Origin of the sequence: Listeria immobilis (genome assembly GCF_014322845.1) — a bacterium.
Classification (GTDB): Bacteria; Bacillota; Bacilli; order Lactobacillales; family Listeriaceae; genus Listeria; species Listeria immobilis.
The window spans coordinates 69,853-78,549 of sequence record NZ_JAASUA010000013.1; the positions used below are offsets into that span (position 1 = coordinate 69,853).

At 36.8% G+C, this 8,697-nt stretch carries 9 protein-coding genes; 5 read left to right on the forward strand and 4 right to left on the reverse strand.

Annotation, left to right across the window (positions count from 1 at the left end; translation table 11 throughout):
* Nucleotides 1-30: 30 nt before the first annotated feature.
* Nucleotides 31-1,392, reverse strand: a complete 1,362-nt coding sequence (locus HCJ45_RS13510) for an aspartate kinase (RefSeq protein WP_187125164.1) — start codon at nucleotides 1,390-1,392, stop codon at nucleotides 31-33.
* A 244-nt stretch (nucleotides 1,393-1,636) separates the two neighbouring features.
* Between HCJ45_RS13510 and HCJ45_RS13515 the strand changes: the two genes are divergently transcribed.
* Nucleotides 1,637-1,951, forward strand: a complete 315-nt coding sequence (locus tag HCJ45_RS13515) for a PTS sugar transporter subunit IIB (protein WP_185348663.1) — start codon at nucleotides 1,637-1,639, stop codon at nucleotides 1,949-1,951.
* A 44-nt stretch (nucleotides 1,952-1,995) separates the two neighbouring features.
* On the opposite strand, the gene HCJ45_RS13520 is transcribed toward HCJ45_RS13515, so the two are convergent.
* The 3 genes from HCJ45_RS13520 to HCJ45_RS13530 form a co-directional block, all read right to left on the reverse strand.
* Nucleotides 1,996-2,676 carry an ABC transporter ATP-binding protein gene (locus HCJ45_RS13520; RefSeq protein WP_185348661.1) on the reverse strand — a complete coding sequence of 227 codons (681 nt, stop codon included), beginning with the start codon at nucleotides 2,674-2,676 and terminating at the stop codon, nucleotides 1,996-1,998.
* Entirely contained in the window at nucleotides 2,676-3,779 is a 1,104-nt protein-coding gene (locus HCJ45_RS13525; protein WP_187125165.1) for an ABC transporter permease, read from the reverse strand. Before HCJ45_RS13525 ends, HCJ45_RS13520 begins: the two co-directional genes overlap by 1 nt.
* 147 nt (nucleotides 3,780-3,926) lie before the next feature.
* Nucleotides 3,927-5,093, reverse strand: coding sequence for a MalY/PatB family protein (locus HCJ45_RS13530; RefSeq protein WP_187125166.1), 1,167 nt, complete (start codon nucleotides 5,091-5,093; stop codon nucleotides 3,927-3,929).
* Nucleotides 5,094-5,244: 151 nt separating this feature from the next.
* Between HCJ45_RS13530 and yugI the strand changes: the two genes are divergently transcribed.
* The 4 genes from yugI (at nucleotide 5,245) to HCJ45_RS13550 (ending at nucleotide 8,472) form a co-directional block, all read left to right on the forward strand.
* Nucleotides 5,245-5,598 (forward strand): S1 domain-containing post-transcriptional regulator GSP13, encoded by a 354-nt coding sequence (gene yugI / locus HCJ45_RS13535; RefSeq protein ID WP_187125167.1) that lies wholly within the window; start codon nucleotides 5,245-5,247, stop codon nucleotides 5,596-5,598.
* A 149-nt stretch (nucleotides 5,599-5,747) separates the two neighbouring features.
* Nucleotides 5,748-6,155: an NUDIX hydrolase gene (locus HCJ45_RS13540; RefSeq protein WP_185348652.1), complete on the forward strand. Its 408-nt coding sequence runs from the start codon at nucleotides 5,748-5,750 to the stop codon at nucleotides 6,153-6,155.
* Nucleotides 6,156-6,256: 101 nt separating this feature from the next.
* The gene (locus HCJ45_RS13545; RefSeq protein WP_187125168.1) at nucleotides 6,257-7,609 is read left to right on the forward strand and encodes a glucose-6-phosphate isomerase; all 1,353 of its coding nucleotides are present in this window, start codon (nucleotides 6,257-6,259) and stop codon (nucleotides 7,607-7,609) included.
* A gap of 104 nt (nucleotides 7,610-7,713) precedes the next feature.
* On the forward strand, nucleotides 7,714-8,472 hold the full coding sequence (locus HCJ45_RS13550; RefSeq protein ID WP_185398338.1) for a DeoR/GlpR family DNA-binding transcription regulator: 759 nt from the start codon (nucleotides 7,714-7,716) through the stop codon (nucleotides 8,470-8,472).
* The last annotated feature ends 225 nt before the right edge of the window (nucleotides 8,473-8,697 follow it).

An 8,697-nucleotide genomic window follows, 5' to 3' on the forward strand; every position in this document is an offset into this window, starting at 1 on the left:
ATGAATTAGTATGAAAAACTTGTTTTATTTTTAAACCAAAACCTCCGAAAAGAACTCATCATACAAAGCACGAACAGCTACGTCTTCCTGCGCTTCCTTCACGCCAAACATAATGCTAACTTCAGAAGATCCTTGATTAATCATCTCAATATTTACTTTGGCGTCAGATAAAGCTTTGGATGCACGCGACGTAATACCGACATTATGGCGCATTGCTTCTCCAACAACCATAATAAGTGAAATGCCATGCTCAATAACCACTTGATCAGCATGAAGTTCTTCTTTTAACCTCGCTAAAATGACTTTTTCTGTATCTTCACCAAACTGATTTTCACGGATTATAATGGTTAAATCATCAATTCCAGAAGGCATATGCTCGTAGTTTAATCCAGCATCTTCCAGAATTTGCAACACTTTCCGACCAAAGCCAATTTCGCGGTTCATTAAATATTTGCTAATATAAATGCTGCAAAAACCGTCATCACTCGCAATCCCAACTACGGGACCATTGCTGCTTTCCCGTTCATGAACGACTTTAGTACCACAACTATCAGGGTTATTTGTATTTTTTATATGTACCGGAATACCTGCATGGAACGCTGGTATAAGTGCTTCGTCATGAAAAACAGAAAATCCTGCATACGATAATTCGCGCATTTCGCGGTAAGTCAGCTCAAGAACTTTTTTTGGATTTTTTACGATAGCGGGATTAACAGCGTAGACCGCATCGACATCTGTGAAGTTTTCATATAACTCTGCTTGCGCCCCATTTGCCACGATTGCTCCCGTAATATCTGAACCACTTCTTGAAAAGGTGCTAATCTCCCCGTCTTTTGTATAACCAAAAAATCCTGGGAAAACAACAATCCCTTTTCGTTCTCGCAACTCAAATAAACGGTCATATGATTCTGGTAAAACTTGTGCGCTAGCATGCTCATCAGTTACAAATAAACCAGCATCTTTAGGGTTTACATAATTTGCTTCAAGACCTTTAAATTGGAAGTAAGCGGCGACTAACTTTGCATTATTATCTTCGCCACTAGCTTTCATACGATCTAAAAATTTATCTGGATCGCTTTTATCAGAGGCAATAGTTGCTTGTAAGTCTGTGCGAATTTGCTTGATAATCGCATCACTCATTCCCGTATCAAGTGCGATTCCAGCATATCTCGCAATAATCGCTTCAAACAGTTCTGCCGTATCTTCTTTAAGAAGTGCTTTTGTCGCACAATCAATAAGTAAATCGGTCACTTTTGTATCTTCTTTAAAACGTTTACCAGGAGCTGATACAACAACAATTTTTCGATCAGAATCCTCCTCTACAAGTTGGAAAACTTTATTTAATTGAATCCCTGATGCTAAAGAGCTCCCGCCAAATTTAACTACTTTCATGCCACACACTCCTGATCATTAATTTTTTTCCATTAAAGCTTCATTTTCGAACGATATGAAATTTTCTGAGCTTTCGGATAAAGTTATTGTCTATTATCGCTCTTTTCACATGAAATCGCAATGCTTTTTCTTATTTTAAATAAATTTTTTGTAGCTCCATTCGTTTACTTGTTTAAAAAGGGAAAGGTAGGATATAATAAGAGTGTATCAAAAAAGTAGCTTTAATCTGAAAGGAAAGATTACTATGAAAAATATTGTTTTAGTGTGTGCGGCAGGAATGTCAACAAGCCTTTTAGTAACAAAAATGCGTAAAGCAGCAGAAGCGCGTGGAGAAGAATGTGAAATCGAGGCGTATTCTATCGCTGAAGTAAGTAATTTAATCGATAATGCGGATGTAGTACTTTTAGGACCACAAGTGCGTTATCAAAAGAAAACAGTTGATGAATTAGCAGCTGGTAAAATTCCAGTTGATGTTATCGACATGACCGCTTATGGTACGATGAACGGGGAAAAAGTACTTGGTCAAGCATTAGAGTTAATTGAAGGTTATCAAAAATAAACATCAAAAAAACCTGTGTAGCCAATTAGGCCACACAGGTTTTTTTAACTTTCTTGAGTAAGTAAGCCATCTTCCATACGATATACATGGTTAACTAAATCAAGCATTCGTTCATCATGTGTAACCATAATTGCGGTACGGCTTGTTTGAACCACTTCATCACGAAGCAGCGTCACGACTTCACGGCTTCTTTCGGTATCAAGGCTAGCAGTTGGTTCATCCGCTAAAATAACGGACGGTTGATTAATAAGCGCTCGTGCAATAGCGACACGTTGCTTTTGACCGCCTGATAAATCTTTTGGAAAGAAGTTTGCACGATCAGCAATTCCAAGTTGAGCAAGCAAGTCAGCGGTATCTTTTTCCAGTTCCGCTGCATTCTTCCCAGCCATTTTTCCGATAAAACTGATTTGGTCCTTCACATGTAAGTAGGGAACTAGATGTGCTGCTTGAAAAATAAACCCAATTTCTTCCAAACGAAGAGCTGTTTGATCTTTAGCAGATAAATTGCCAACAGATTTACCATTAATCGAAATAGTTCCGCCAGTTGGTGTTAAAAGTGCGCCTGCAAGCGAAAGTAAGGTGCTTTTTCCAGAACCACTTGGACCAACAATCGCAATAAGTTCGCCTTTTTTAGCTTCAAAGTTTGTTTCCTTCAGCGCGTGAATAATCGAAGGACCGGACGGGTAATCTTTATAGACATTTTCAAAAGATAGTAAAGTTTCCATTATTCATCACCTCCTCGAATAGCATCTAACGCATCTACTTTAGCAATTCGTCTAAGTGATAAAAGTGCGCCAATTAAAGCAACTAAGAAGAAAATACTGCTATAGAGCGCAATCGTCATCGAACTAAGTCTAAATGGCATTGCAGCAGGCATAATACTTGGTAAAATAAGTGTTACACCAATGCTGATTAAGATGCTGATAAGTGAGATAATGACGACTTGTGTAATAATACTTTTCGCTAAATAACTAGTTTTCGTACCAAGTGCTTTTAAAATACCAAATTGAGTTGTTTTTTGTAACGTCATTACGTAGAAGAAAGCTGTTAAAATAAATCCACCGATAACAATTAAGAAATAAATCATCATATTAAGTGTCATTTGCTCGGCAGAATAACCAGGGATTTGATTTAAAAAGCCTTTATGATCTATTGTTGTTAAATCTTTATCCGCAAGCGTTACACCTTTGTCAGGATTATCTGTTTTGATAGCAATTGTACTTGTTTGTGGGATTTTTTGGTGGTATAAAACAGGATTGATTTCTTGCCACGTGGCGATGTTAAGATAAACAACTGGCGCATGGCTATATTTTTGATTTTCTGTAAAACCAACCACTGTGAGTTCTCTATTTAAAATATCGTCCATCAAAATATCGCCAATCTTGATTCCGTCAGATTTAAGAGAAGAATCAACTACGATTTCATCTGGTTTAGTTACCTGAATGCTGCTTCCTTTTGAAATTTTTGGAGCAAGGAAGCTATCTGGTTGAATACCGAAAAGCGCCACACTGAACTTTTTGTCATCGCTTTCCCGTTTTAATGTTTGCATGGATTGTCCAAGAACTGCAGCATCTTTTACATTTTCATCTTTTTTCACTTCTGCAAGTTTGGATTCTGGAAACTGTGAGCGAGATAATTTGTCTTGGGCGTCTTTGCTGAGAACATAATATGGAACTCCGTTGTCTGCAACTGATGAAGCATTATCATAGGCAAGGCCGTTTGCTAGTCCAGATAAAATAAGTGAAAGTAACATAATTAATACCATGATGCCTGTTACTAAAATATAGCGCAACTTAGAATAAACTAATTCACGAAGCCCTAAAAACATCGGTTATACCAACTCCTTTAATTTATGTAAGAAAGGGATGAAGTGATTTTCATCTCTCTTGCTTTCCAAACATTAGTATAACAAAGCTAGCGCCATTTGACTAAAAAAAGAAACCAAACAAAATCTGTTTAGTTTCTTTTATTTTTACTATTTTTTCAGTCCTTTAATAAGAAGTTTTACGCCTTTTTCAAGCGTTTCTTTTGGACAAGCTATATTGAGACGAACAAATCCTTTTCCGGAATAGCCAAATCCAGATCCCATTTGCACGCCAACACCAGCATCAATTAAATCTGCATAAATCGCTTTTTCCCCTTTTGGTAGCGCACGGCAATCCAACCACATTAAGTAAGTAGCTTCTAAGTCCGTAATACCAACTTCCGGCACTTCTTTTTCAAGCATGGCCTTTACATACTCAAAATTACTATAAATATAGTCTTTTAGTTCATTTAACCAATCAGCTCCGTCACGATAAGCGGCTTCAGTTCCGACAATTCCAAAGACATTTAGATCGTTGGTAGTGGCATATTTTTGTTCAGCGGCAAATTTATCTTGGTAATCTTTATTTGTAATAATATAGTAGGAAGCTTTAATTGCAGCCAAGTTAAACGTTTTTGTTGCGGCCATTAATGTGATGATTTGATCGCTATAAAAAGGTGCTGCAACCATCAGCGGAACATGTTTATGATTTTTCATCACCAAATCAGCATGGATTTCATCAGAAACAATCGGTATTTGATATTTTTCGCAAAGTTGAGCTAATTGATTTAATTCCTCTTTTGTAAAACAGCGTCCCCCAGGGTTTTGCGGATTACATAGTAAAAAGAGCTTTATATTTTCTGCTTTCATACGTTCCTCTAAATCATTAAAATCAATACGGTACTGATGATTCTCATATATTAAAGGAGACATGACTACTTTTCGTTCAGTAGCTTTCGTCACATTGAAAAAAGGTGGATAAATTGGTGAGACCATTAATACAGCATCCCCTTTATTAGTAAGCGAGCGAATTGCCAGCGAAATCGTTGGAACGACAGCGCCATTAAAAAAAAGCGTGCTAGGATCAATTTCAAACTGATGTTGTTCCTTGTTCCAATTAATTACAGCATCGACAAGGCTCTCTGATTTTGCCGAGTAACCAAAAATCCCATGATCAAGTTGACGCTGGAAAGCATCAAGTACAGGTTTGGGTGCCCGAAAGTCCATATCTGCAACCCACATTGGAATAATATCTTTACGACCAAATAATTCTTCTACTCCATCCCACTTTTCTGAATTAGTCCCAGTCCGTGGAATGACTTCATCAAATTGACTCAAATACGCCACACTCCCATCATTTTATTCTAATCAATTATAGCATAAAGTAGCCCTAAAGCTCGCTCCAAAAGGGTTTAGAATAATTGTTAAAGTTACAGCTAAATGTTATAATTTTAAAATATTGTAACACTAGAAAGCAGGTGGAATGAAAATGAGTACTTTTAAAGTAGGAGAAGTAGTTTCTGGAAAAATTGCAGGGATTCAAAGTTATGGAGCGTTTGTAGCGTTAGATAATTCTACACAAGGATTAGTCCATATCTCAGAAATTACCCATGGTTTCGTAAAAGATATTCATGATTTTCTAGAAGTTGGGCAAGAAGTGAAAGTGAAAATACTAGATATTGACGAAGAAAAAAATAAAATTAGCCTTTCTATTAGAGCTACAGAAGATGCCCCCAAAGAACAACCGACTAAGAAGAAAAACGTATCCTTAAGTGAAAATGATGAAGGCTTCAACACACTACGAGACAAATTAGAAGAATGGATAAAAAAAGCAGATAAATAATCTCAGCAAACAGACAATCAGCCTGATTTTGACATGACTGGCAAGGCTGATACAGTCAATTGACTAATATTTTAGAAAAAGGGAATAGATAGTAGTAATTTTCTATTTACTTAAAAAAATAGGAGCTTTTTTGATAAAGGGGGATTTTGGTGAAAAGGTCTATTCATGTGCAAGCATTTGTATATAATGAGAAAAAAGATGAAGTTTTAGTAGTAAGAAATCGCAATATGACTTGGACATTGCCAGGCGGACTTGTAGAAACAAATCAAACAATGGAAGAGGCTATTGCCAGCAAAGTAAAGAATCAAACCAATATAGACGTGGAAGTTGCATCTATCTTATCCTGTAAAGAGCGACGTGCTAGTTGGGAACATGTTTGTACGTTTGTGTTTCGAGCACAACCAGTTGGACCTATAGCAGCAGTCGAACATGACGATAGTGTCTTTCATGTGAAATGGCTTCCAATACCACTTGCGGATGATGTACTCAATATAGACCAATTAACTTTAAATGAACTACTTAGAAGCGAAGGCATTCTATACGAAAACTATACCTGATTTCAAAAACAACCAAAAATAACAGATGACAAGTCTTGCTAAAAAGCACTGATTGAGATAAAGTTAATAAAGAAACTTTTTTAAAATTTGGAGGGAAAATGATGACACATATTAAATTTGATTATTCCAAAGCGCTCCGTTTTTTTGAAGAACGCGAACTTGAATACTTTGAACCAGCAGTAAAAACAGCACATGATACATTACATAACGGTACTGGTGCAGGAAGTGACGCACTTGGTTGGATTAACCTGCCAACAGATTACGACAAAGAAGAATTTGCTCGTATCAAAAAAGCAACAGAAAAAATTCAAAGCGATTCTGATGTATTAATCGTTATCGGTATTGGTGGTTCATATCTTGGAGCACGTGCAGCAATCGAAACATTAAATCATTCCTTCTATAATGTACTTGAAAAAGGTGCGCGCAAAACACCACAAGTATTTTTTGCAGGAAATAGCATAAGTTCTTCCTATTTACATGACTTAATTGAAGTAGTTGGCGACCGTGATTTCTCAGTCAACGTTATTTCTAAATCCGGAACAACAACAGAACCAGCTATTGCGTTCCGTGTTTTCAAAGAGCTTTTAATTAAGAAATACGGAGAAGAAGGCGCTAAAAAACGTATATACGCAACAACTGATAAAGCAAAAGGAGCGCTAAAAACATTATCTGATAACGAAGGCTACGAAACATTCGTTGTTCCAGATGACGTAGGTGGACGTTTCTCAATTTTAACAGCAGTTGGCTTACTTCCAATAGCAGTTAGCGGCGTTGATATTGATGCCTTAATGAACGGAGCGGCAGCAGCAAGTAAAGACTTTGCTAAACCTGAACTAAAAGACAACATCGCTTATCAATATGCAGCAGCTCGTAATATTCTTTATCGTAAAGGAAAAGTAACAGAACTTCTAATTAGCTATGAGCCAGGCTTACAATATTTCAACGAGTGGTGGAAACAATTATTTGGCGAAAGTGAAGGGAAAGACAAAAAAGGCATTTACCCATCTAGTGCTAATTTTTCTACTGACTTGCATTCAATTGGACAATACATCCAAGACGGTCGTCGCAACCTATTTGAAACAGTAGTGAAAGTGGACAAACCACGCCACAACCTAACTATCAATAAAGAAGAAGTAGACTTAGACGGTCTTAACTACCTTGCTGGTGAAACAGTTGATTTCGTTAATACAAAAGCCTTCGAAGGTACACTATTAGCTCATACAGATGGTGAAGTACCAAACTTTGTTGTGGAAATACCTGAACTAGATGCTTATACATTTGGTTACCTAGTATACTTCTTTGAAAAAGCAGTTGCAATCAGCGGCTACATTAATGGCGTTAATCCATTTGACCAACCAGGAGTAGAAGCGTACAAAGCAAATATGTTCGCTCTTCTTGGCAAACCAGGATTTGAAGAGAAAAAAGCAGAACTAGAAAAACGCTTAAACGACTAATTTTCAGAAGCGAAACCTTGGAGCCTATGCTTCAAGGTTTTTTGTTTGTTTGCGATTTTTCTTCATTGGAGTTACCATATAAGAAAATAGAAGGAGGGGAAGAATTGCTATCAATTGAACGAAAACGAGCGATTGTCCAATATGTCAAAAGCCGAAAAATAGCAACAGTCAATGAATTAGCTAAGCACTTTGAAGTTCACGAAGCCACTATTCGTCGTGATCTAACTGCTTTAGAAAAAGATAAGAAACTAAAAAGAACACATGGCGGAGTAATGATTGAAGAAAAAGTAGTTTCCGAACCCAATTGGAAAAAACGTAGCGAAGTTCGTTATGAAGAAAAACAACGAATTGCCACGTTGGCCGCAACAATGGTCAAAGACGGAGACACAATTATCCTAGATGCCGGAACAACAACTGGGCATATCGCAACAGCTCTGAAAGATCGCTCTAAGTTAACCGTTATTACCAACGATATTAATGTTGCTTCTATTATGCGCTTCTCCCCATCAAAAGTGATTGTTACTGGAGGTGTTATCTACCCAGAAACTTTTATATTAAATGGCATGATAACAAGCGGAACATTACAAAGCATCCATGTACACAAAGCATTTGTAACAACACCAGCACTGGATATTGACAAAGGCTTAATGCACTATGACGAATACCTTATCCCTGCTAAACAACAAATGCTCCATTCCGCTGATGAAGTCATCCTAGTTACTGACCACACAAAATTTGGTCGTATTTCTTTATATAAATATGCCACACTTGATGAAATTTCCTCCATAATTACTGGAAAAGAAATAGATCCAGTTTTAAAAGAACAGTTTGAGGAAAAAGGAATGCAGATTTATACAATTTAATGTTTTTATATGTAAAACTGTATTTTTAGGTGGATTTATACATCTAAAACATCTTTTTTCACCTTTATTAAAAAAACTTGATAAAAAGTATTGACGAAAGGCAAAAATCTTGGTATATTTATAAACGTTGCTGATACGGACAAAACGTTTTTGCAACAAAAGAAACTGACCTTTGAAAACTGAACAAAGAAGAAGACGAAAAGCAATGAGACGTAAAGTCTCACT

Excerpts from the sequence above, each read along its gene's own strand:
- HCJ45_RS13510 (WP_187125164.1), bottom strand. The coding sequence starts at position 1,392 with ATGAAAGTAGTTAAATTTGGCGGGAGCTCTTTAGCATCAGGGATTCAA.
- HCJ45_RS13515 (WP_185348663.1), top strand. The coding sequence starts at position 1,637 with ATGAAAAATATTGTTTTAGTGTGTGCGGCAGGAATGTCAACAAGCCTT.
- HCJ45_RS13520 (WP_185348661.1), bottom strand. The coding sequence starts at position 2,676 with ATGGAAACTTTACTATCTTTTGAAAATGTCTATAAAGATTACCCGTCC.
- HCJ45_RS13525 (WP_187125165.1), bottom strand. The coding sequence starts at position 3,779 with ATGTTTTTAGGGCTTCGTGAATTAGTTTATTCTAAGTTGCGCTATATT.
- yugI (WP_187125167.1), top strand. The coding sequence starts at position 5,245 with ATGAGTACTTTTAAAGTAGGAGAAGTAGTTTCTGGAAAAATTGCAGGG.
- HCJ45_RS13545 (WP_187125168.1), top strand. The coding sequence starts at position 6,257 with ATGACACATATTAAATTTGATTATTCCAAAGCGCTCCGTTTTTTTGAA.